General features: G+C 69.2%; 20 protein-coding genes and 1 tRNA gene. 12 read left to right on the forward strand and 9 right to left on the reverse strand.

The features are described from left to right. Window position 1: 1 nt before the first annotated feature. Both OK17_RS06005 and OK17_RS06010 read right to left on the reverse strand, forming a co-directional pair. Window positions 2-985: an NAD(P)/FAD-dependent oxidoreductase gene (locus tag OK17_RS06005; RefSeq protein ID WP_461416933.1), complete on the reverse strand. Its 984-nt coding sequence runs from the start codon at window positions 983-985 to the stop codon at window positions 2-4. Next, window positions 982-1,878 (reverse strand): class I SAM-dependent methyltransferase, encoded by an 897-nt coding sequence (locus tag OK17_RS06010; protein ID WP_461416934.1) that lies wholly within the window; start codon window positions 1,876-1,878, stop codon window positions 982-984. Before OK17_RS06010 ends, OK17_RS06005 begins: the two co-directional genes overlap by 4 nt. Before the next feature lie 48 nt (window positions 1,879-1,926). Here OK17_RS06010 and OK17_RS06015 point away from each other — a divergent pair, with 48 nt between their 5' ends. Both OK17_RS06015 and OK17_RS06020 read left to right on the forward strand, forming a co-directional pair. After that, entirely contained in the window at window positions 1,927-2,514 is a 588-nt protein-coding gene (locus tag OK17_RS06015) for a helix-turn-helix domain-containing protein (protein ID WP_006867235.1), read from the forward strand. A gap of 50 nt (window positions 2,515-2,564) precedes the next feature. Then, the gene (locus tag OK17_RS06020; protein ID WP_232716086.1) at window positions 2,565-3,824 is read left to right on the forward strand and encodes a L,D-transpeptidase; all 1,260 of its coding nucleotides are present in this window, start codon (window positions 2,565-2,567) and stop codon (window positions 3,822-3,824) included. On the opposite strand, the gene OK17_RS06025 is transcribed toward OK17_RS06020, so the two are convergent. Further along, a complete protein-coding gene (locus tag OK17_RS06025; protein WP_461416935.1) occupies window positions 3,821-4,597 on the reverse strand; it encodes an SDR family NAD(P)-dependent oxidoreductase in 777 nt (258 codons plus the stop codon). The two genes, OK17_RS06020 and OK17_RS06025, sit on opposite strands and share 4 nt — an antisense overlap. Window positions 4,598-4,683: 86 nt before the next feature. Here OK17_RS06025 and OK17_RS06030 point away from each other — a divergent pair, with 86 nt between their 5' ends. After that, window positions 4,684-5,811, forward strand: a complete 1,128-nt coding sequence (locus tag OK17_RS06030; protein WP_232715988.1) for an ROK family transcriptional regulator — start codon at window positions 4,684-4,686, stop codon at window positions 5,809-5,811. A 68-nt stretch (window positions 5,812-5,879) separates the two neighbouring features. Beyond that, window positions 5,880-6,689 carry a transglutaminase-like domain-containing protein gene (locus OK17_RS06035; RefSeq protein WP_232715987.1) on the forward strand — a complete coding sequence of 270 codons (810 nt, stop codon included), beginning with the start codon at window positions 5,880-5,882 and terminating at the stop codon, window positions 6,687-6,689. Between the two features lie 6 nt (window positions 6,690-6,695). Here the strand turns inward: OK17_RS06035 and otsB are convergent, their stop codons facing one another. The 4 genes from otsB to OK17_RS06055 form a co-directional block, all read right to left on the reverse strand. Next, window positions 6,696-7,481 (reverse strand): trehalose-phosphatase, encoded by a 786-nt coding sequence (otsB, locus tag OK17_RS06040; RefSeq protein WP_461416936.1) that lies wholly within the window; start codon window positions 7,479-7,481, stop codon window positions 6,696-6,698. Next, window positions 7,478-9,037, reverse strand: a complete 1,560-nt coding sequence (locus OK17_RS06045) for an alpha,alpha-trehalose-phosphate synthase (UDP-forming) (RefSeq protein ID WP_461416937.1) — start codon at window positions 9,035-9,037, stop codon at window positions 7,478-7,480. The genes otsB and OK17_RS06045 overlap by 4 nt, the downstream gene beginning before the upstream one ends. Before the next feature lie 4 nt (window positions 9,038-9,041). Then, complete coding sequence (locus OK17_RS06050) at window positions 9,042-9,203, reverse strand: hypothetical protein (protein ID WP_005200235.1); 162 nt, start codon at window positions 9,201-9,203, stop codon at window positions 9,042-9,044. 108 nt (window positions 9,204-9,311) lie between these two features. After that, complete coding sequence (locus OK17_RS06055; RefSeq protein ID WP_461416938.1) at window positions 9,312-10,793, reverse strand: threonine/serine exporter family protein; 1,482 nt, start codon at window positions 10,791-10,793, stop codon at window positions 9,312-9,314. Between the two features lie 166 nt (window positions 10,794-10,959). Here OK17_RS06055 and OK17_RS06060 point away from each other — a divergent pair, with 166 nt between their 5' ends. The 3 genes from OK17_RS06060 (at window position 10,960) to OK17_RS06070 (ending at window position 12,074) form a co-directional block, all read left to right on the forward strand. Further along, on the forward strand, window positions 10,960-11,346 hold the full coding sequence (locus tag OK17_RS06060; protein WP_461416939.1) for a RidA family protein: 387 nt from the start codon (window positions 10,960-10,962) through the stop codon (window positions 11,344-11,346). 51 nt (window positions 11,347-11,397) lie between these two features. Beyond that, a tRNA-Thr gene (locus OK17_RS06065) sits at window positions 11,398-11,472 on the forward strand. A 149-nt stretch (window positions 11,473-11,621) separates the two neighbouring features. Further along, window positions 11,622-12,074: a hypothetical protein gene (locus tag OK17_RS06070; protein ID WP_461416940.1), complete on the forward strand. Its 453-nt coding sequence runs from the start codon at window positions 11,622-11,624 to the stop codon at window positions 12,072-12,074. Here the strand turns inward: OK17_RS06070 and OK17_RS06075 are convergent. Next, window positions 12,064-12,417 (reverse strand): hypothetical protein, encoded by a 354-nt coding sequence (locus OK17_RS06075; RefSeq protein ID WP_006867225.1) that lies wholly within the window; start codon window positions 12,415-12,417, stop codon window positions 12,064-12,066. The two genes, OK17_RS06070 and OK17_RS06075, sit on opposite strands and share 11 nt — an antisense overlap. 86 nt (window positions 12,418-12,503) lie before the next feature. Between OK17_RS06075 and OK17_RS06080 the strand changes: the two genes are divergently transcribed. Next, window positions 12,504-14,135: a carboxylesterase/lipase family protein gene (locus OK17_RS06080; RefSeq protein ID WP_461416941.1), complete on the forward strand. Its 1,632-nt coding sequence runs from the start codon at window positions 12,504-12,506 to the stop codon at window positions 14,133-14,135. 3 nt (window positions 14,136-14,138) lie between these two features. On the opposite strand, the gene OK17_RS06085 is transcribed toward OK17_RS06080, so the two are convergent. Continuing rightward, window positions 14,139-17,891: an NACHT and WD repeat domain-containing protein gene (locus OK17_RS06085; protein WP_461416942.1), complete on the reverse strand. Its 3,753-nt coding sequence runs from the start codon at window positions 17,889-17,891 to the stop codon at window positions 14,139-14,141. Between the two features lie 492 nt (window positions 17,892-18,383). Between OK17_RS06085 and OK17_RS06090 the strand changes: the two genes are divergently transcribed. The 4 genes from OK17_RS06090 to OK17_RS06105 all read left to right on the forward strand — a co-directional run bounded on the left by OK17_RS06090 (window position 18,384) and on the right by OK17_RS06105 (window position 22,589). Next, window positions 18,384-19,565 carry a winged helix DNA-binding domain-containing protein gene (locus OK17_RS06090; RefSeq protein ID WP_232715980.1) on the forward strand — a complete coding sequence of 394 codons (1,182 nt, stop codon included), beginning with the start codon at window positions 18,384-18,386 and terminating at the stop codon, window positions 19,563-19,565. A gap of 75 nt (window positions 19,566-19,640) precedes the next feature. After that, complete coding sequence (locus tag OK17_RS06095) at window positions 19,641-20,327, forward strand: DUF899 domain-containing protein (protein ID WP_461416943.1); 687 nt, start codon at window positions 19,641-19,643, stop codon at window positions 20,325-20,327. 91 nt (window positions 20,328-20,418) lie between these two features. Beyond that, window positions 20,419-21,141 carry a response regulator transcription factor gene (locus OK17_RS06100; RefSeq protein WP_461416944.1) on the forward strand — a complete coding sequence of 241 codons (723 nt, stop codon included), beginning with the start codon at window positions 20,419-20,421 and terminating at the stop codon, window positions 21,139-21,141. Beyond that, window positions 21,141-22,589 (forward strand): sensor histidine kinase, encoded by a 1,449-nt coding sequence (locus OK17_RS06105; RefSeq protein ID WP_461416945.1) that lies wholly within the window; start codon window positions 21,141-21,143, stop codon window positions 22,587-22,589. Before OK17_RS06100 ends, OK17_RS06105 begins: the two co-directional genes overlap by 1 nt. The last annotated feature ends 19 nt before the right edge of the window (window positions 22,590-22,608 follow it).

Below are 22,608 nucleotides of genomic sequence, written 5' to 3' on the forward strand. Positions count from 1 at the left end.
GTCAGCCGACCGGGGCCGTTTTCTGTTCGAGATCGGCCATCACCAGGCTTGCGTTCGCCGCGGCGCCGGCGGAGACGCCCTCGCCCATCGCGACCGTCACCATCGCGTGGATGGTGGTGGTGTTACCCACCGCCCACACACCCGGAATCTCGGTCTCACCCATGGGCCCCGTCTCCACGAGCCCGCCCGCGGGCCCGTCGCCGAGGGTTCCGCCGAGACGCTCGAACAGCTCGCCGCGCACCACGAACCGGGGGGACACCACGACCGCATCGACGTCGAGCACGGTGCCCTCCGACAGCAGCACGCCGCCGAGGCGTTCGGAGTCTGCATCCTCGCGGACCAGAACCCGTTCGACGGTGTGGTCGATGATGTCGATGTCGGACGCGATCAGATGCGACCGATCGTCCTCGGACAGCGCGTCGGAAGCATGGGCGATGACCGTGACCTGATCACTGAGCTGCCCGAACATGAGTGCCTGATGCGCCGACATGGGCGCGGTGGCGATCACGGCGATCCGTTTGCCGCGAACCTCGTAGCCGTGGCAGTACGGGCAGTGGAGGACATCGCGCCCCCAGAGCTCCGATACCCCGTCGATGGCGGGCAGCTCGTCGACGAGGCCGGTCGCGAGGATCACGCGGCGCGCGGTCACCGTGTCTCCCGAGTCGACGTCCAGGGTGAACCGGTCGCCGTCGGGGTCGCGCCGCGCGTCGACGACGGTGCCCGAGCGGATTTCGGCGCCGTACCCGATGGCTTCGGCACGCCCGCGAGCCAGCAATTCGAGTGGTGAGATCCCGTCCTGACCGAGAACGTTGTGGACGCCCGCGGCCGGGGCGTTGCGGGGCTCCCCGGCGTCGATGACGACGACCTTGCGCAGTGAACGTGCCAGGACCGTGGCAGCGCTCAGGCCGCCGGCGCCACCCCCGACGATCGCGACGTCGTATTCAGTGGCCGCGGAGTCATTTCGATCGGTGCGGGGGTCTGTCATGACAGCTCACTCTCGAGGGGTCGGGTGTCGGACGGGGCGTCCATGAGGCCGGCGGAGCGCGGCCGGGTGATCCAGAGGTGACGGCCGGCCGTGAAGGACAGGTCGGTACGTCGGTGGACTGAGCGGGGACTGCGCTCATCGATCAGTTCGTCGAGGACGGAGAGGTCGGCGGGGTCGAGAACGTCTGCCAGACGGTGCCGGAACTGGCCGAACCAGTGCCGGGCATAGCGCGCGACCGCCTGACTCGGGCCGCCGGGCCCGACGCGGATGGTCCGACGTTCGAGTACGTCGTGACCGGCTCGGTCGAGCGCGTCGGTCCAGTCTACGAGCGCTTCCCATCCGGCGGTGGCCGCCGCGGCGTGGCAGCGGTCCTCGATCCCGCGCAACTCCGAGTTCTCGGACGTGAAGCGCGGGAGGCCGTCCATCTCGATGATCGCCACGACGCCGCCCGGGGCCAGCACGGAGGCCGCCGCGCGCAATAGCGCCGTGGGGTCGGCGACGTGATGCAGCGACATCGAGGCCCAGAGAACGTCCGGGGAGTGCAACGGTGGCAGGCCGTCGTCGAGGTCGGCGACCACCGTGGCCATCCGTGCGGCGAAACCGCCCGCGGCCGCCCGTTGCTCGACGAGCGCGGCCATCTCGGCGGAACTGTCCACCGCGACGAGTTGCGCGTCGGCGAAGTTGCGTGCGAGCGCCTCGGTACCGGTGCCGGTTCCCGCGCCGAGATCGACGATCCGCTGCGGTGCGCGTCCGAGGCTGCGGCTGATGGTCGCGGCGGCGTCGTCGACATAATCGCCGAGGAGCTCGGCGTCCAGGTCGAGCACCGAAGCCAGATGCACCTGGTCGTGGTGGTGGTCGTGGTGGTGCCCGTGGTGATCGTGGGAATGGGTCATGAGATCGACGGTAGCGCGCCTATGCCTAAACGGCATACCATCTTGCCTATGACGCAAGAACTCGATGCGGTGGTCCGTCAACGCATACGTGGGCTCCGACTCGCCAAGGGCTGGACCCTCGATGCGCTGGCCGCACGGTGCTACCTGTCCCCGTCGACGCTGAGCCGCATCGAGACCGGGCATCGCCGGGTCGCGCTGGACCAGTTGGTCCCCATCGCGCGGGCCCTGGGGACGACGCTGGATCAGCTCGTCGAAGCCGCCGACGACACCGACGTCGTGATCCGTCCCCAGGCGCACGCCGCCGAGGGGATGACGATGTGGCTGCTCTCCCGGGAGAACAGCCCGCAAGGGGTGACGGTCGCGAAGATGCGCTTCGAACGCGAACAGCCGCTCGGTGACCTGCGGGTTCATCCCGGGCGTGAGTGGTTCACGGTGCTCGCCGGCACGGTGCGGCTGCTCCTCGGCGACCGCGCGATCCTCGTCCCGGAGGGGGACGCCGCGGAGTTCTCGACCATGATCCCGCATGCGATCTGCGCCCACGACGGTCCCGCCGAGGTGCTGTCGATCATGGACCATGCGGGCGAGCGCGCCCACATGCCGTCCGCGGCGGCCGTAGGCGACGACCCGCAACCGTGAGTCGTCAGCTCCGTGAACGATCACCGCAGATCGGTAGGCTTGTGCGGGTGATGACTTCTCAGGCCCCGGTGAACCGACGCGCTGTGCTCGCCGCGGCCGGGGTCGGCGTACTCGGTGTCGCGATCGCGGCGTGTACGGGTTCCGATGCCGGCCCGGGCGGCGGCGGCAAACCAGACGAACCGAAGGTCCGTCTGACCTTCACCCCTCCGCTCGACGGGGAGGCGCCCAGCCCGATCGCCGAGATCTCGGTGCAGGCCGAGGACGGCACGCTCAACCCCGACGTGAAGCTGACGAACCCGCGCGGGCGGGTGGTCAACGGGCGGCTGTCGGAGGACCGCACGAGCTACACCATCGCCGAGCCGCTGGGATACGGCACTGAATACACCTGGAGCGGAACGGCTCTCGGGACCGACGGGAAGACCGTGCCGGTCACCGGCAGCTTCACCACCCTCGAACCGTCGAGTCAGCTGAACGTCGTGGTCAACATCGGCGACGGCCAGGAGGTCGGCATCGCCGCGCCGATCATCCTGAAGTTCAACGGCACCGTCGAGGACAAGGAGGCGGTGGAGCGGGCGCTCACCGTCACGACGACGCCGCCCACCGAGGGTTCGTGGGCGTGGCTCGGCGAGGACAACGGCTCACGCGTTCACTGGCGTCCCCGTGAGTACTGGGCTCCCGGCACCAAGGTGCACATGGACGCCAAGTTGTACGGCCTCGACCACGGCGACGGCGCCTACGGTGCGGCCGACGTGACCAGCGACTTCTCGATCGGGCGCGCCCAGGTCGTGAAGGCCGTGGAGTCCTCGCACCGGATCGTCGTGATCCGCGACGGCGCCGAGTTGATGTCGTTGCCCTGCAGCTACGGCGGCGGCGACCTCGACCGCAACGTCACCCGTTCCGGTATCCACGTCGTCACCGAGAAGTACGACGAGTTCTTCATGAGCAACCCGGCCGCCGGTTACTTCAACATCCGGGAACGCTGGGCGGTGCGCATCTCCAACAACGGCGAGTTCATCCACGCGAATCCCGAGACGGTCAACGTGCAGGGCACGGCCAACGTCACCAACGGGTGCATCAACCTGTCCGAGGCCGACGCCGAACGCTATTTCCGGGTGGCCGTCTACGGCGACCCGGTCGAGGTCTCGGGTACGCGAATCCCGTTGTCGGAGGCCGACGGTGACATCTACGACTGGATCTTCGACTGGGAGACCTGGCAGGGCATGTCGGCGATCAAGGGCGAGGTGACGGAGTCGTCGGTGCCGGCGACGCCGAGCGGCGCCCCGACCTCCAACGTCCCCGCACCCCGCTAGCCGGTCTTGATGTTCCGTCGTGCCGACGCCTGATCGCGCGGCTTGAGCACGATCTGGTCGAGGTTCACATGCGGCGGGCGGGACGCGACGAAGCCGATGACCTCGGCGACGTCGTCGGCCGTCAGCGGGGTGAGGCCCTCGTAGACCGCGTCGGCGCGTTCCTGGTCGCCCTCGAAACGCACGAGTGAGAAGTCGGTCTCGACCATGCCCGGGCAGATCTCGGTGAGTCGCACCGGCTCGCCGAGCAGTTCGTACCGCAGGGTGCGGTGGGTGATCGCCTGGGCATGCTTGGCCGAGGTGTAGCCGGCGCCGTTGTCGTAGGCCTCGAGCGCGGCGACGGAGGTGATCGCGACGATCAGTCCGTCCCCGGATGCGATCAGCGCGGGGATCAGGGCCTTGGTGATCCGCAGGCTCCCCATGACGTTGGTCTCCCACATCCAGCGCCAGTCGTCGAAGTTCGCGTTGGACACCGGGTCGAGGCCCTTGGCGCCGCCGGCGTTGTTCACGAGCACGTTCACGCGGTCCAGGCCCTCGACGAACGCGGCGACCGAGTCCTCGTCGGTGACGTCGAGCTGCTTTCCGGTTCCGCCGATCTCGGCGGCGAGCGCCTCGACGCGATCGACGCGTCGTGCGCCGAGCACCACGTGGTAACCCTGCTTCGCCAGTTGACGAGCAGTGGCGGCACCGATCCCGGAACTCGCGCCGGTGACGACGGCAATCGGTCGCTGGTCGGTGGTCTGGGCGGCGGCATCGGTGGCGGTGTCAGGGCTCATGGGCCCACCTTACGACGCGTACCGCACCTCGCCCATGAGACCGCCGGAAGCGCCGGCGTGCACTCGCGCACTGCTACATTCGTCCCATGCGTGGGGGAGTGATCCCGGCGGCGCTGCAACTGACGTCCACTCCGGCGGCCGCGGTGTTGCACGCGATCCGGGTCGGTGGGCCGGTGACCAGGGATCAGCTCGCCTCGACGACGGGGTTGTCCGCCGCGACGATCAACCGTCAGGTCCATGCGCTCGCCGCCCACGGTCTCGTCGCCGAACGCCCCGATCTCGCGGGACCGAAAACCATTGGCAGGCCCAAGAACCCGTTGACCATCGACCGGGATTCGCTGTGCGTCGCCGGCCTGCACATCGGTGCGCGACGCTCGGTTCTGGTCATCGCGGATCTCGGTGGACGCACGCTGCACAGCCATGCCGTGCTCACCCCGTCGGGTGATCAGCAGGAGGCGATCGAGCAACTGTGTGCGCAACTCGCCGAGCTCGCCGGTCGGTTCAGCGGGCGCCGTCTGCTGTGGGGCGGGGTGGCGCTCGGCGGTGCGGTCGACGCGGAGGCGGGTGTCGTGGATCACCGGGTTCTCGGGTGGCGTCAACTCCCGGTGGGCGAAACCCTTGCGGACCGGCTCGGCACCCCGGTGTCGGTGTGCGAGCACGTCGAGGCGATGGCCGCCGCAGAACTGTTGCTCGGCGGACCGCGGGACGCGACCGGCACCGGGCTGTTCTTCTACGCCCGCGAAACCGCAGGCATGGCAATGACTCTCGAGGGCCGGGTGCACGTCCCCGAGCGAGGGGCCGGGACCATCGCGCACCTGCCCGTCTCCGCGCCGGTGCTCGCCCCGGGACATACCCGCGTCCGGTTGCAGAACGTCATCGGCGACGACGCCGCACTGGCGGCCGCCCATCGCCTCGGCATCGATCCGGACTCGTCGCGCATCGTCGACGAACGCGCGCGGGTGCTCGGGGAGGCGGTCGCGATGATCCGCGACGTGATCAACCCGGACACGATCGTCGTCGCCGGCGACGCGTTCGCGGCGCACCCGCACGGCCTCGCACCGGTACAGGCGGCCTTCGACGAGGCCTCGACGCTCGACCGGCCGCTGGAGATCGCGCCGTCGAGATTCGGTGTGCACGTTCAGGAGAGCGCCGCGGTCGTGGTGGCGCTGAGTGTCATCTACGCCGATCCGATCGCCGCCGTCGCCACCCTCTGACGGGCAGACCGTCTCCGGGCGGGACCGCCCCGTGTGCCGTGCCGGGATTCATCACCTACGGTGGGGGCATGACCTTGCCCCGCGATGTTGCCGCACGCCTCGAGGTGAGCATCGACGACCCGACTGAACTCGAGATGCAGATCACGGTGGCGAAGCTGCCCGGCCTACAACTGGCCGAGGAACTCAGGATCGAGCTGGACGGCAGTCCGGTCGACGTGGAGGAGCTCGTCGCCGACCACGGGTCGCGCATCCACCGGATGCAGCTCGGCCGTGGATTGCTGACCATCGACTACACCGCCGAGGTCCTCACCGCCGCGAACCCGATCCCGGTGGAGAGCACCGACCGGTCGCGATACCTGCGCCCCAGCCGATATGCCGAGTGCGACAAGTTCTTCGGCTTCGTGGCCGGCCAGTTCGACCTGTCGCTGCCGGAGGGGGAACTCCTCAATCAGGTGGCGACCTTCGTCGAGCAGCGGCTGAACTACATCCCGGGTGCCAGCGATCCCATCGACGGAGCTGCCGACACCCTGCTCGCCGGGGCGGGTGTGTGCCGCGACTACGCACACCTCGTCGTGGCACTGTTGCGTGCGTTGAACATCCCGGCGCGGCTCGTCGCTGTCTATGCACCCGGATGTTCGCCGATGGACTTCCACGCTGTTGCCGAGGCGATCATCGACGGCGAATGGGTGGTCGTCGACAGCACGCGCCTGGCCCCGCGACAATCGCTGGTGCGTATCGCCACCGGGCGCGACGCCGCGGACACCGCGTTCCTCGACAACCACCGCGGCACGATCACGCTCAACAAGTACGAGGTGACCGCGACCGTTCGCGGTGAACTGCCCTACGACGACGCGACCGCCCGGGTCATGATCGGCTGAGCCGGTTCAGGCGTCGAGCACGGCTCGGCGTTCGGTGGCCACGTGATCGAGGACGGCGGCGACGTCGTCGGTGTCCTCGATCCGGAATCCGGCCGCGGTGGCACCGTCGCCGACCTTGATACCGATGTCGCCGGCCTCGGGCCGCAGGTGCGCGAAGGCCTTCTCGTCGGTCACGTCGTCGCCGAGGTAGATGACGACATCGCAGTCGAGTCGCTCCCGCAGGGTGTCGAGCGCGTGCCCCTTGCTGGTCTCGATGACCGCGAGTTCGAGCACGCTCTTCCCCTCGGTGGAATGCACACCCTCCCAGGAGCCGGGGCCGGACCGGGCGCACTCGAGTGCCGCCACGGCGTCATCGGGATCGGCGTTGCGTACATGCAACACGGTGCTCGCCGGCTTCGTCTCGACCGTCGAACCCGGGAAACGTGCTGAGATGTCCCGCAATTCGTCGATGAGCCGGACGAGCAGGGCGCGTGCTGCGTCGGTCACCTCGACCGCGAACCCGGTGTCGAACTCGCTACCGTGACTCCCGACCAGCGTCACCGGTGCACCCAGGCCGGAAAGGTCTGCGAGGACGGCGAGTTCGCGCCCCGAGATGACCGCGACCTCGGTGTCGGCCAGTGCTGCGGCCGCCTCGAGTGCGGTGATCGATGCCGGGTTCGGGACAGCATCTTCAGGGCGCGACACGATCGGCGACACGCATCCGTCGTAGTCCGACGCGACGAGCAGCCGACGTGCACGCGCGGCCACGCCGAGGGCGGCCCGCAGGTCCGCGGGAATCCCGGTGTCGCTCATGTGTTGTCGAGGGAATCTTCGACCAGGTGCACACCGCGGTTCGGTTCCAACTCGGTCTCCGAGTTCTCCCCGAGCGTGCCGAGGAAGCTGCGTGCCCACTTGTCGACGTCGTGGGCGAGCACCTGGCGACGCAACGCCCGCATACGGCGGCGTCCCTCGTGTTCGCTCTGGTTCACCGCGGCCTCGATGGCGTCCTTGACCCCGTCGAGGTCGTAGGGGTTGGCCTGGTAGGCCGAGCGCAATTCTGCTGCGGCACCGGTGAACTCGCTGAGCACCAGAGCGCCGCCGAGATCACTGCGGCAGGCCACGTACTCCTTGGCCACGAGATTCATGCCGTCGCGCAGCGGTGTCACCAGCATGACGTCGGCGGCGACGAAGAAGGCGATCAGCTCGTCGCGCGGCACCGGCCGGTGCAGATACTGGACGACCGGCCGGCTCACCGTGTGGCTGTGGTTGCCGTTGATGTTGCCGACCAGCTGCTCGATCCCGGCCCGCATCCGCTTGTAGCTCTCGACGCGCTCCCGGCTCGGCGTGGCGAGCTGGATCATCACCGTCTCGGACGCGTCGAGCCGTTCCTCGGCCAGCAACTCCGAGATCGCCTTGAGGCGGACATCGATGCCCTTGGTGTAGTCGAGCCGGTCGATGCCGAGCATGATCGTCTTGGGGTCGCCGAGTTCGCGGCGGATCTCCGCGGCCCGGTCACGGATCTTCTTGGTCTTGGCCTTCGCGGCGAGCTCGCCGGAATCGATCGAGATCGGGAATGCGCCCACCCGCACGGTGCGGAAGCCGACCTGCACCACTCCGAAGCGCGAGCGGACGCCGACGGTGCCCTTGCTGGTGGCCTGGCCGGCGAGCCGGCGGGCGAGGAACAGGAAGTTCTGCGCACCACCGGGGAGATGGAAACCGATCAGGTCGGCGCCGAGCAGGCCCTCGACGATCTCGGTGCGCCACGGCATCTGCATGAACAGTTCCACCGGCGGGAACGGGATGTGCAGGAAGAAGCCGATCTTCACGTCGGGCCGCAGCATGCGCAGCATCTTCGGGACCAGCTGGAGCTGGTAGTCCTGCACCCACACCACGGCACCTTCGGCGGCCGCCCGCGACGCGGCCTCGGCGAACCGCCGGTTCACCTCGACATAGGTGTTCCACCACTCGCGGTGGTACTCCGGCTTGACGATGACGTCGTGGTAGAGCGGCCACAGCGTGGCGTTGGAGAAGCCCTCGTAGTATTCGGCGATCTCCTGTGTGGACAGGGGCACCGCATGGATGTCGATGCCCTCGATGTCCGGGGGATTGTCGTCGGAATCAGGGATGCCCGACCATCCGACCCAGGCGCCGGTGTTGGCTCGCAGGATCGGCTCGAGCGCGGTCACGAGGCCGCCGGGACTCCGCTTCCAGTTGACCGTGCCGTCGGGCAGGATCTCCTTGTCGACGGGCAGACGGTTGGCGACGACGACGAACTCTGCGCCGTCGTGCGGAGCAGCCCGGTTCGGCCCCTCGCCGGACTCGTTGTCGCGGGCGGGGGTGGTCCCGGTTCCAGCCGGTCGCGGCGTCACCGGATCAGGCGTTCTCGCCCGGCGCGATCCCCAGCATTGCGAGCAGCATCCGGCACTCGTCGGCGTCGGTGGCGTAGGCGGCCACGACGCGGCGCGCCGAATTGGCGGTCTCGTCGGCTACCGGTTCCAGTTCTTCGTCGGCGATGTCGGTGGTCTTCGCGGGCATGTGAGTCCCCTCGTAGTGCGTGCGGTGTCGCGGTGTGGCTCCGTACGGGCTGGAGCGGCCGATGGGCGGCGCGCCCGATTCGCCATTCTACCCGGGTCGCGGGGGTGCTCAGAACCGCCGCGGTGGGGGCGGCCACCGACGGTTCTGGCGGATCGTGCGGCCCTCCCGTGCCTCGCGCTGGGCGAGGAGGCGACGCCGCAGACTCCAGTCGGGTCGCGGTGGTAGCTGGGGGCGGCGCAGCGACCGGGCGACGAACTCACCGAGGGTGACGCCGGCGGCGAGCGCGCAGCCGATGGCGAGGGCGTTCGCGATCCAGGTGAAGCCGCTGAGCGTCTGCTCGCTGAGGATTCCGTACAGGCCGCGGTAGACCGCGAGGCCCGGGAGCAGCGGGGTGATGCCGGCTACCGCGACGACGAGCGGCGGCGTCAACGCGCGCCGGGCCAGGAGGCCGCCGACCAGACCGACGAAGGCCGCGGCGAGACCGTTGGCGATCACGTCGCCGACGGTGGTGAAGGTCGCCGACGCCGCGACCGCGGTGCCGATGAGGCCACCGAGGAAGGCGACGCCGAGCGCACGGGTCTCGGCATAGCTGGCAACCGCGTAGGCGCAGGCGGCGAAGGCGCCCGCGACCACCCTCACCGGCAACTCGACGGCCTCGAAGCTGGTCGAGGTGGTGATCGTGGGAAGGAAGATGCCGCCGGCCTCGAGCAGCCGGATCGCGACACCGACACCGGCGATGATGCCGCCGGTCATGAGCAGGAGTTCGAAGAAGCGGGCAACGCCGGTGATCGGGGCGCCCGTGATGGCGTCCTGCACCGAACCGACGAGCGACAGCCCCGAGAGCAGGACGACGATGCCCGCCGCGATGACCTGAGAGGGTGCGATCTGCACACCCAGTTTCTCGGCCGCGCCGAAGACGAGGGCCGCCGGGACGACGGCGATGAACCCGCCGGTGAGCTGCTGGAAGAAGATCGGTGTACCGATCCGGTTCAGGTTCCGGTTGATGACGACGATCGCGACCGTGGTCACGAACGCCAGTGCGGCGACGAGGTACTGACCGCCGAGCAGCACGGAGATGCCCGACGCCATCGCGCCCCAGGCGACCGTCGCGACCCAGTGCGGGTACGGGTGTGGGGCCGTGATGATCTCGTCGACCATGCGGTGCGCGGTCGACGGCGTGATGCCGGAGTCGCGGATGCGCCGGACGAGCCGATCCACCTGGGCGAGCCGGGTGAAGTCCATCGAGCGGTAGTAGACCTGCTCCATCGTGGTGATCGGCGGGAGCGTCGCGCCGCGTCGCGCGCTGACGACGATCGTGTTGTAGGTGACGTCGACGTCCACGTCCTCGAGGCCGTAAACACCTGCGACGAACTTGATCTGGGTCTGCGTGTCGATCGCGCCGGTACCCGAGTCGAGCAGCACGGCCCCGATCTTGGTGGCGAGGTCGAGGACCTCGGTGATCGCCGCGACGTCGAACGGTTCGATCGGCTTGCGCGGCGACACCATGATGCTGCCGGGTTCGATCGTGTCGATCGTCGCCTGCCGGGTTCCGGTGAGTCGACGAAGCGCGCGGCCGATCTGTTCGCGCACGCATGCCTCCTTGTGTCAGTCGAGCATTCGCGTTCGGTCGGGAGTCGTCGATCATCGGTGACCGCAGCTTCGATCTTGGCACCGAATCGATCTCGGATGTGAACTACCCAGACACGGCCGATGTCACGCAGCGTGGTGGGTGCTCACCGCCCTCTAGGATCGCGGCATGTCGTCAGTGCAGATCAACGGTCCCCTCGACGGTCACACCCGCAGTGCGACAGTGGCCCCCGGCAGTCTCGTCTTCACCGCGGGCGCCGCGCCGATCGACGAGCAGGGCGTCACCGTCGCCCCGGGGAACGTCAGCGAACAGGCACGGCAGTGCATGGCGAACCTGGAGGCGGCGCTGGCCGAGGCCGGTGCATCGCTGTCCGACGTCGCCAAGGTGACCGTCTTCGTCGCCGAACACCTGCAGGCCGACCTCGTGGTCGCCTGGGAAGCGGTGACGGCGGCCTTCGGCGATCACAAGCCGGCCGGCAGCCTGCTGGGGGTCTCGGTACTGGCCTACGACGACCAGCTGGTGGAGATCGAGGCGGTCGCCGCGATCCCGGCCTGACCGGGTCCGCTGGGACCGTCGAATGCGCGGTGGATATACTCGCGCACGCACGCCTCCTTAGCTCAGTGGTAGAGCACTCGCCTTGTAAGCGAGCGGTCGTCAGTTCAATCCTGACAGGGGGCTCCACGAGGGCCTCGGCCCGCGGGGGGAGTCAGATGACGAACGGTCACACCAGACCCGAGAGTCGATGGTCCTCGCCGCGGGCCGGGGCCGCTGTTGTGTCCGGGCCCGTTCCGTCCTCCTCACCACACCGCCCTCGCACACCGTGGTGGCTGGTGGGTTTCGCCGCGGCAGTGGCCCTGCTGGTCGCCGAGATGGTCGTCTTCGCGGTGCGTCCGGACGAGCCGGAGGACGAGACGCCGGTCGACGACGCAGCCGTCGTCGAGTACGCCCGCAGGATGATCGTCGATCTCCTGAGTTATTCGCCCACGGACACCACGCGCGTCGAATCGGCACTGGACCGGTTGTGCGACGACTCGCCCGACGCCCGCTCCGCAGCAGGGCTCGTCGAACAGCTGCGGAACTCGGGCGCCGGGTCCGAGGTCAGGGAATCGTCGATCGGTCAGATCGTCGCGCACACCCCGGACGGTGACCGGGTCGTGTCCTTTCGGATCATCACGCACGTGGGTGCGTTCGGCCGTCCCGCGGAGAAGACGAACCACGACCTGGTCACCGTCCGGCCCGAACCGACGATGTGTGTCTATCGCCTGGAGATGGTCACCAGATGACGGCGAGTCCGGCGGCGAGCAGCGACAGTGCGCCCGCCGTCCAGAACAGCGCCCGCGGAACGGGTTCGCCGGTGCGCTTCTGACGAGCGCTGCCGATACCCAGGATCGCGCCCAGCACGAGCAGGATCACCAGCTTGATGGCGATCTTCGGGTAGTTGAGTTCGATTCCGGCGGGCCACGGTGCGGCCAGTGCCAGACCGGTGAGCAGCGACAGCCCGATGCCGTAGTCCATGACCCGGGTGAAGCGGAACTCGCGGGCGGCCACCTGTGAGAACCAGGCACCGAAGGTCACGGCGAAGCCGACGATGTGGAACAGAATTACGACGTGGCGTAGTACATCCATGCTCGTACTCTACCCAGCGGGTCCTCGACATTCCCGTCACGCGGGAACGTGTGCCTGGAAACGAACTGTCGGTGCAGGATGTACGGATGGAGCACGATGAACCGGGTACCTCTGCCGTGGCCGAGACGACCCCGACTCCCACCGGCGCGGAGCCGCTCGCGCGTACCGCACTCGGTACCTACCGCGGGGTCGCCGGCGACCGCGCCGACGTCTGGCGCGGAATCCGGTATGCGAGACCTCCGCTGGGCGAACTGAGATGGCGTCGCGCCCGGCCGCTCACGCCCGACGAGGACGGGAGTCGAGATGCCGTCGTCGACGCCGTCTCGTTCGGGGCCGTCTGCCCGCAGGAACTCAATCCCGCGGTCCGGCTCGGCCTGGATGTCGTGATGGACGAGGACTGCCTCTACCTCAACGTGTGGACGCCGCCGGGGGCCTCGACCCATGCCCACGACGCCGTCGCGCTGCCGGTCATGGTCTGGCTGCACGGCGGGGCGTACGTCCTGGGGTCGGGTAGCCAGCCGTACTACGACGGTGCGGCGCTCGCCTCCACCGGTGACGTGGTGATCGTGACGCTGAACTACCGGCTGGGCGTCCTCGGGTTCGCCGACCTGTCGTCGATCGATCCGCGCTTCGAGTCCAACGTCGGGCTCAGCGACGTCCTCACCGCGCTGGCGTGGGTTCGCGACCACATCGCGGCCTTCGGCGGGGACCCCGACAAGGTGACCGTGTTCGGCGAGTCGGCGGGCGCCGGCCTCGTCACCGCGCTGCTGACGATGCCCGCGGCCGAGGGGTTGTTCGGCCGGGCGATCGCCCAGAGTTCGCCGGTGACCTCGATGTACGGCGCCGACCGGGCCGCCCGCGTCGCGCGCATGCTGCTCGACGCCGCCGGGATCGAGGACACGGGTGACTCGGCGGAGGTGGTGGAACAGCTCGAATCCCTGGACGCCACAAGGTGTTCGATGCTCACCACCGAACTGTTCGCGAAGGTGCCCACCGAGTCGCCCGGCACCATCGCCTTCGCCCCGGTGGTCGACGGCGACCTGTTGCCCGACCATCCTCTCGACGTCTACCGGAACGGTCGCGCCCTGCCGGTGCCGCTGATCATCGGGACCAACCGCGACGAGGCGAATCTCTTCAAGTACATGAAGTCGCCGCTCATGCCGATCACCGCCGAGGAGATCGAGCGGATGTTCGCCGGCATGCGCGAGGAGTATCCCGACATCGTGTTACCCGAACGCGCGCAGGTGCTCTCGGCGTACTCGGGGCTGCGGCCGAAGGTCACCGGGCTCGGTGTGGCCCGCGACGTCGCCTTCCGGATGCCGACGCTGTGGCTCGCCGACGCCCATGCGCGCCGGGCCCCCGTCTATGTGTACCGCTACGACTGGACCACCAGGATGTTCCGGCTGCTGGGTCTCGGTGCCGCACACGCCACCGAGGTGCCCTACGTGTGGGGGAACCTGGGTGCGGGTCCGCGCGACATCACCTTCCTCCTGGGCGGCCGCAAACACGGAGAAGCCGTGTCGCAGAGGCTGATCCGCCGCTGGACCTCGTTCGCGCACGGTCGCGCACCCGACACCGGGTCACCCGGGGACGAATGGCCCACCTACGACACCGGCCGCCGTCCCGTGCTGCGCATCGACGCCGAGGACCGGGTGGTGCAGAACCTCGACGGCGATCTCTGGGAGGCCTGGGGCGACGAGGTGCTCAGCTTCCGCTGAGCGTCAGTCGCAGTCGCCTTTGAGGTAGGCGTGGGGCAGATACGCCGCACGCTGCGCCTCGGTCATGGGAACCGTGTTCGCACAGACCCATTCGCGGGCCTCGGGAACGTCGAGGGTGTGCACGTAGACGCTGCCTGTCGTGTCGCCGCCGGCGATGATCTCGTCGTCCGCGGGCAACCGGACCGGGACCTGCCACGTCGTGGTGGTGTCGGTGGAGTTGAGCAGCGTCCCCACCGACTGTCGGTCATCGAGAGTGCCGTCGTCGGCGAGTGCGAAACTGATCAGCTCGTGCGTGGATGTGCCGACGGCGATCCGGTTGGGCGACATGGACAGTGTGTTGGCGAACATGTCCCCGTGGCGATCGATCAGTTCGGGCCCGCCGTCGGTGTCTGTGGTCGGTAGTCGCCAGGTGGACAGGTCGCGGGCCGCGACGACGAGGACCTCTCCGTCGTCGTCGAAGGCCGCCTGGGTGACGGGGGTGTCGTCGGAGATCACCGCCACCGGGTCGGGGTTGCCGGAGTCCAGGTCGTAGAGATAAACCCGCTTGTCGTCGGAGGTGACCGCGGCGCGGGTGCCGTCGGGACTGAAGGCGACGCTGCGGATGAGGTCGACGGGGCCGCGCAGGGGAGCGCCGATCCGACTCGGCGAGGTCGGATCGGAGGTGTCCCACAGCGCGATCGTGGTGTCGGTGTCACCGGTGGCGAGGACGTCGCCGGTGGGTGCGAAGGCGACCGGGAAGGAGTACCGCGTCGAGACGGGCAACCGGGCCGCGGCCCGTGGCGTGTCCGGGTCGCCGATGTCCCACAGTTCGACGAGACCGCCGTTGTTGTTCGCCGTCGCCGCGAGGGTGCCGCGATCGTTCACAGAGACGCGCGGGTGGTCGTTGACCCGACGCTGGATGGGAGTGCGCGAACGCAACGACATCTCGCCGTCGGCCAGGGTCCACACGTTCAGGGTGGTGTCCGAGCCGACGGTCGCCAGGATGCGCTGCGCCGGGTCGGTGGCCACCCCGCTGATCGTGCCGCCGCGGTCGGGGACCGAGCGGTCGGGCAGAGACCAGACGTCGATCGTCCCGTCGGAACGCCCGGACACCAGGTGCTCACCGGTCGGGTCGAAAGCGGCCGAGAAAGTACGGACCGAACCCTGCTCAGACGCGGTCTGCAGCGCCCACTGGGCCGTCGGCGAAGCCCGGTTGGTCGTGTTCCACACCCGCACCATGCCGTCGGCGCGGGCCGAGGCGATCTGTGAACCGGTCGGGTCGAAGGCGATGGACCAGGAGCCCGCGGTCGCGGTCGGGAGCGACGTGCTGAGCGGCAGCGGGGACTCCGGTTCGGTCACGTCCCAGAGTTGGGCGTTCGGGCTGTCTCCGGTGACGGCCAGGGAACGGCTGTCCGGGCTGAAGGCGACCGCGTGTGTGATGCTGGGGAATCCGGAGATCGGTTCGCCGACGGGTGCGGGTTTCTCGCCGGTGGTCCACAGACGAACGGCGCGGTCGTCCCCGCCACTCGCGAGCAGCCGTCCGTCGGGGCTGAAGGACAGTGTGCGTGCGGCGGCGTCGTGTCCCAGGAGCACGGCGGTCTCGCGCAGGGTCCCCGTCGGGGACACCGCGAACACGGTGATGGAACCGTCGTCCGACGAGGCGGCGAGTGTCCGGCCGTCCGCGGAGAAGCGGGCCATGTAGACGGTGCCGCGGCGCAGCGACGCCGTCTCGCGCAGCGCCGGCCGGCCGGGATCGGAGAGGTCCCACATCCGGACCGCGCCGTCGCCGCTCGAGGTGACGAGCAATGGTCGGGTGGGGTGAAAGGCGGTGGAGGTGACGTAGTTGCCGAAGCCGCGCAGGATTGCCACCTCGCGATACCTCGGGGTGGCGTCGGTGCTCTCCCAGATGCGGACCGTGCGGTCGCCGCTCGCCGAGGCGAGATGGCGGCCCGTCCGGTCGAAGGCCAGGTCGTAGACCGGTCCGGTGTGGCCGGTGACCTGCGTCGCGAGCGGGCTGGTGGCCGCGCCGCGCAGATGACCCACGATCATCGGGTCGTCGGGGTAGAGCTGATGGGCGACGAGCAGCAGGCGAGCGGCCAGCGACGGGTTGGAGTGCTCCATGCTGTCGATGTGGGACAGCAGGGCCGCCCGTTCCGCGGCGTTGCGCTGTTGCCGGAGGTCGTGCGCCTGCCGGAACCCGAAAACCGCGATGATCGACGCCGAGATCGCGAGGATCACGATCACCGCGACGGCACCCAGCTGCAGCAGCCGGCGGCGTCGTTGCATCGCGACCGCGGAGTCCAGGAACTCGTCGTTCTCCGTGCTCAGCAGGTGTTCGTAGTTGCTGCGCAGCGCTTCGCGGTGGCTCTTGGCGTCGTCGAGTCGCGATCCGGTGTAGAGGAATGAGCGGCTACGGCCATTGGCCACCCACGACCGGGTGTCGGCGTCGAGTTGCTGCCACCAGACGTGGGTGTCGGAGTCGTCGGCGATCCAGGTGGCGAGACGCGGCCACGCGGTCAGCACCACGTCGTGCACGAGCATCACCGACTCCGCGGACACCGTCAGCAGGCGGGCCTGCGCGAACTCGTCGATGACGGTCGAGACCTCCGGCGGGAAGCGGCTGCTGAGGGTCGAGGTGGACAGCGGCACCCGCAGCGCGATCCCGGCCGGACCGACGTGGACCATCGACAGCAGGACCGCGCGGGCGAGGTCGCGATGTTCGGGGGCGATGGCCTCCCAGGCGGCCTCCGCGGTGTCCGCGACTGCGCGTGCGATGCCGCCGGTCGCGCGATACCCGGACAGCGTCATGCGGTTGCCGGAGCGTCGTGCCCAAGTGGCCTGCAGGACGTGGGCCAGCAACGGAAGCCGCCCGGCGCGATCCCCGACCGTCGACGCCTCGTAGAGGTCGGTGATCATCACGTCGGCGAGGCCGGCCTCGATGCGCCCGCCGGCGAGGCGGACCGGGGCGGTGATGACCTCGCGGAGCTGCGTGCGCGTCATCTCCGAGACGATCACGCAGCGGTGCTGCCAGGCATCTGCCAGGACGGGGTACTCCACGCACTGGCTGAAGAAGTCTGCGCGGATGCCGACCACCACGACGGTGTCGACGGCGAGTTCCTCGACCTCGCGCATCGTGGTCGAGCGCGGCTCGTCGGGGAGCGAGAAGATGTTTTCGAACTGGTCGATGACGACGACTGCGTCGGCCTCGCCGTCGACGGGTGGGGCGATGGACAGACCGTCCGGGGTGACCTCGGCGAGGCGCGGGGTCGAGATCCGCGGGTCGCGGGCCAGGCCGGCGCGCAGCAACGACGACTTCCCCGAGCCCGACACCCCGGTGACGACGACCAGCCGGGAGGACGGGGACAGCGGCGCGGGCTGCGAGCCGGCGGTGAGAATCGTGTCGACGAGCGTGCCGACGAGGTCGTCGCGTCCGAAAAACAGCTCGCTGTCGGCGGCGGTGAGGGGCGCCAGTCCGGCGTAGGGGCGGGAGTGCCGGGTGGGCGGCTCCGGGGTGCCCGGTGCCTCCTGGTTCAGGTGTCGGTCCCACAGTTCTCTCCACTGGGGGATCGTGAGGACCTCGGCGACGCCTGCCGCCACCGCGCGGGACGTCAGCCAGACGAGGAGCGGTTCGACGGTCGCGAAGTCGCGGGGGAGATGCCGGCCGTTTCGCCAGTCGCTGATCCGCTGCGCGGAGACCTTTGCCCGGGCCGCCGCCGCTCGGAGGGTGGGGCGTCCCGCTTGCACGAAAAGGCGCGCGAGCGCTTCACCAAAATCCACTCACCCGACTCCACGCTCTGACCGCACGACTGATCGACCGGTCCATCATGCGACAGGCGACCCCGGCGCGCCACCGTCGGAGGGGTGATGGTGGCGACGGCCACGTCGGGGTCGAGTCATCAGGTCATCTGACCTGAACGCCTCCGGAACCGGATTCGGCCGTGTCCGGACCGGATAGTCCGTTTGCCCTCTGACCTCGTTCTTCGCTCGTCGTTCCGGACCGGGGCTGTACTCCAGTGGCGGGGTGGGGTCTCCTTGGTGGGCGTTCCTGACGGGGGTCGGGAGCGCAAGGATGCGTTGGTCGCAGGACACACGGAGGTGTTCTCAGGCACTGCCCGTCGGGGGCTGTGTGTCGTCCGGCCCACGCAACCGGGCGGGTGCCGGACACCGGGTCGATGGGGGTCGGCCGGTCTCCGGCACCCGCTTCCCCTCTTCTTCTCCCGGCTCGCCGCTTGTTCCCGGGTCGTCGTGTCGGCTCACTAGGATCGCGGCATGCCAGTGCGCCCCCGGATCACCGACACCGCGCGCCGATCCCGGCTGATGCGCCGCATGCACCTCGACGCCGCGTCGCGGGCCGGGACCGTCGTGGAGGCGGCGGCGACGATGGTCGGTCTCCACGCCACCACCCCCTCGACGGTCTACCTGTCCGCGTGGGCGCGGGTCGACGGTCTGACCCGCAGCCACATCGACACCGCGCTCTACGACGACCGGACCCTCGTCAAACACCTCGCGATGCGCCGGACACTCTTCGCCTTCCCCCGTGACGTCCTCGCCGAGGCGATCGGTGCGCTCGGGCCCCGGATCACCGCCTCCGAGCGCACCAACATGCTCCGCGATCTCCGCCGCAGTCCCGACGTCGACGACCCGGAGGGCTGGATCGAGACCGCGCGCGACGCGGTCCTCGCCGAACTCGCCGGCGGTGAGTCGCTCACGTCGACCGAACTGCGCTCCCGGTTGCCCATCCTCGAGGGCGCGATCACGTTCGGTGAGGGCACGTCGTGGGCGGGAAAGAGTCATTTCGGTCCGCGGGTGCTCAACATGCTCGACGCATCCGGAGCCATCGTGCGCGGACCCAACCGACTCGGCTGGCACCTGTCCCGTCCGGCATGGACGTCGATGAAGGTGTGGCTGGGCGAGACCCCGGACGCGCCGAACGTGCACGACGGCCACCGGGCGCTCGTCGAACGCTGGCTGCGCACCTACGGGCCGGGAACCGAGACCGATCTCGTGTGGTGGCTCGGCTCCACCAAGACCGCGGTGCGGGCTGCCCTCGCCGATCTCGGCACCGTCGAGGTCGATCTGGACGGGGGCGGCATCGGACATGTGCTGCCCGACGATCTGGACACCGACGAGAACTGCGAGCCGCAAGCCGTGCTGCTCCCCGAACTCGACCCCACGACGATGGGCTTCAAAGAGCGCGGCTTCTACCTTGGCGATCACGGCCCCGAAGTCTTCGACTCCGTCGGCAACGGCGGACAGACCGCATGGTGGGGTGGCCGGATCGTCGGCGGCTGGTATCGCCGCGACGACAATTCGATCGCGATCCACCCGCTCGAGGCCCTGCCCGCCGACGCCCGGCGGAAACTCGACGTGCGGGCCGAGGAGCTCGCGGCGTGGCTCGGCGACGGCTCCATGAAGATCGGTTACGCCGCGCCGTACATGCGGAAGAGATGAGTCGAGAGCGATGAGTCGAGCCCCGAGCCGCGGTCTGCCTCTGCGAGAACCCCGCGTCGAGCGAAAGGCACCGCGATGAGCGATCAACTACCACCCGTGACCGACCAGGACACCTGGGCGAAGGCCCTCGAGGAACTGCGGGTCCGCGAGAAGGCGGCCACGCGCGAACTCGACGCGATCGCGGCGCAGCGGCGGCGGCTGCCGATGGTCGAGATGCCCGACTACACGCTGACCGGACCCGACGGCCCGATCCGACTGGTCGACGTCTTCGACGGGCACTCCCAACTGATCGTCTACAACCACATGTGGTTTCCCGGTGAGACCTACCAGTGTTCGGGGTGCACCGGATTCACCATGCAGTTCGACCGGCTCGACTTCCTCGGCGACTACGACGCCCGGTTCGTGATCATCACCCACGGTCCCATCGACGAGGCCCTCGCCTACAAGAAGCGCGTCGGCAACCGCATGGACTGGTACTCGTCGGCGGGCACGACCTTCTCCGCCGACGTCGGCGCGGGGCCGGGGGAGGGGTTTGCCGTCAACGTCTTCCTCCGCGACGGCGACAGGGTATACCGCACCTGGCACACGACCGGCCGCGGTGTCGAGCAACTCGGGTACACCTTCGCGCTCATCGATGTACTGCCGTGGGGAAGGCAGGAAGAGTGGCAGGACTCGCCCGACGGCTGGCCCCAGAGCCCCACGTACTCGCGGTGGCGTGAATCGGAGACCATCGCCGCAGCCTACGGCGACACCGGTGCGTGACCCGCGGGTGACGCCTTCGCAGGTCAGAGCTCACAGCAACCTCCCAGCATCCGACCAGTGAGGTGCCAGCGGGCTCTGCCACAGTAGGAGTGTGACCGGACCGACCAGGAACGACGACGCGCGCGGCGCGAAGGTTCTCGTCGTCGACGACGAGGAGAACATCCGCGAGCTGCTGTCGGTGTCCCTGAAGTTCCAGGGATACGACGTCGACACGGCCGCCGATGGTCCGGCCGCCATCGACCGGTGCCGCACCAGCAAGCCCCATGTGCTGATCCTCGACGTGATGATGCCGGGCATGGACGGCTTCGGACTGCTGCGCCGTCTGCGTGCGGACGGGGTCGAGGCGCCGGCCCTCTTCCTGTCGGCCCGCGACTCGGTCCAGGACAAGGTGAACGGCCTGACGATCGGCGGCGACGACTACGTCACCAAGCCGTTCAGCCTCGAGGAGGTCGTCGCACGACTGCAGGTGTTGCTGCGTCGCAGCGGTTTCGGCGAGGAACAGAAGGATCCGTCCCGGATCACCTTCGCCGACATCGAACTCGACGACGAGACCCACGAGGTCTTCAAGGCGGGAAAGCCGGTCCAGCTCTCGCCGACCGAGTTCACCCTGCTGCGCTACTTCATGGTCAACGCGGGCACGGTGCTGTCCAAACCCCGCATCCTCGACCACGTCTGGAACTACGACTTCGGCGGCGAGGTCAACGTCGTCGAGTCCTATGTCTCCTACCTGCGTCGCAAACTCGACAACGGCGACAAGCGTCTCATCCACACCCTGCGCGGTGTGGGCTATGTGATGCGCGAGCCGCGCGACTGATGGCCACCCCCGAGGCCCGCAGGCGCGGTGTACCACTCCGGTTTTCCCTGGTTGCGCTCACGCTCGCGCTCGTGGTCGTCGGGTTGCTGGCCTCCGGGGTGGCGGTCACGTCGTCGATGCGGCAGGACCTCATCTCGCGCGCCGACGACGGGCTGGTCAATGCCACCCGCACGTGGGCCGAACCACGATCGCCGATCAACGATCCGCGTCCGGGTCCGCCTGGGCCGCGTCGTCCGCCCTCGCCGTACTACGTGGAGTCGACCCTCCGGGGGCCGGCCGGCACCGCGGCGGTCGACGTCTACAACCAGTTCGACCATGCGCCGAACGTCGACGGACTCGCCGGCGACAACGTGGGCCCGGTGACGGTCGGCTCGACGGAGCCGGCCGGCCCACGATGGCGGGTGATCAAGCGCAGCAACATGTTCGGCACGACGATCGTGGCGACCCCGATGTCCGACATCGACGCCACGATCAGCCGGCTCATCTGGCTGCAGTTCGCCATCGGCGCCGTCGTCGTGGCCCTCATCGGGGTGCTCAGCTATCTGCTCGTGCGGACCAGTCTCCGGCCGCTGCGCAGGGTCGAGGAGACCGCGCACGCGATCGCGGCAGGAGACCTCACGCGACGGGTTCCGTTGGCAGCCCCCGACACCGAGGTCGGCAGTCTGTCGGATTCGTTGAACACGATGCTCGGACAGATCCAGCAGGCCTTCGCGACCACCGCGGCGTCGGAGCGTCAGGCCCGCGCCTCCGAGGAGGAGATGCGGCGCTTCGTCGCCGACGCCAGCCACGAACTCCGCACCCCGCTGACGTCGATCAAGGGTTTCGCCGAACTCTATGCGCAGGGCGGGGTTGCGGACGTCACCGATGCGATGCGCCGGATCAACGACGAGGCCGGTCGGATGAACCTGCTCGTCGAGGATCTGCTGATGTTGGCGCGTCTCGACGCGCAACGTCCCCTTGCGACGGCAGGCGTCGACCTGCTCGGCCTGGCCGCCGAGGCGGTCGCGTCCGCGCGCGTCGCCGCTCCCGAACGCGACATCCGACTCGAGGTGACGACCGGCGACCGTCCCCCGCTGGTCTCGGGGGACGGGCCGCGACTCCTGCAGGTGCTGCGCAACCTCATCGGCAATGCGATCAACCACACGCCGGCCGACGCGTCGATCACGGTCGGGGTCTCGGTCGAGACCGGCGCCGACGGCACGTCGGAGGCGGTGCTGACGGTTGCCGACACCGGGCCGGGGCTGACCGCAGAGGATGCGCAACACGTCTTCGAACGGTTCTACCGCGGCGATCAGTCACGCCACCGGGGTTCGGGCGGCGGCAACGGTCTGGGGCTCTCCATCGTCGCCGCGTTGGTCGAAGCGCACGGCGGCCGGGTCGGCGTCGAGTCGACACCCGGTGAGGGCGCGACCTTCTGGGTGCGACTCCCGCTGTCCACCGCTCCCTGAGTAGCCCCGGAGCTTGCGG

It is taken from the genome of Gordonia sp. GN26 (assembly GCF_054823965.1).